Source organism: Pseudomonas sp. NMI760_13 (assembly GCF_021283245.1).
In the GTDB taxonomy this organism is placed as follows: domain Bacteria; phylum Pseudomonadota; class Gammaproteobacteria; order Pseudomonadales; family Pseudomonadaceae; genus Aquipseudomonas; species Aquipseudomonas peradeniyensis.
The window spans coordinates 1-465 of sequence record NZ_JAJSRC010000097.1 but is presented as its reverse complement, the minus strand read 5'-3'; the positions used below and the strand labels follow the sequence as shown (position 1 = coordinate 465).

Annotated in this window: 1 protein-coding gene; it reads left to right on the top strand. The window is 61.7% G+C overall.

The genetic code is table 11. The annotated features are described in order from the left end of the window. Positions 1-12 precede the first annotated feature (12 nt). Positions 13-465 (top strand): immunoglobulin-like domain-containing protein (locus tag LU671_RS29340; protein WP_332880108.1); only part of this gene is annotated, 453 nt, incomplete at its 3' end.

Genomic DNA, 465 nt, shown 5'->3' with positions numbered 1-465 from the left:
CTCGACCACGACCTGACCGTGACCCTGTCGAACGGCGACAAAGTCGTCATTCCAGCCGGTCAGACCGAAGCCGAGTACAAAGCCAAGGCCCAGGGCGACGACGTCTTCAAAGATGGCGACACCCTGACCGTCGGCATCACCGATGCCGCCGTTGACGGTAAGGCCTTCGAAAATCTGGAACTGGGTGGCAACGCCTCCGTCCAGATCACCGACACCGTCAGTGAAGTGGTCGCGACCCTGACTGCGGACAAGACCACTGTGTCCGAAGGCGGCCAGATCACCTACACCGTCACCCTGACCAACGCCCAAGGGCTGCCGGTCAACGGCCACAATGGCCTGACCTTCACCCTGACCGATGGCACCAAGGTCACCATCCCGGCAGGCAGCGCCAGTGGCACGTTCACCATCACCGCACCGGATGATGTGTTCGTCGGCGGCCAGCCTTCGATCGTCAACAAGATCGAA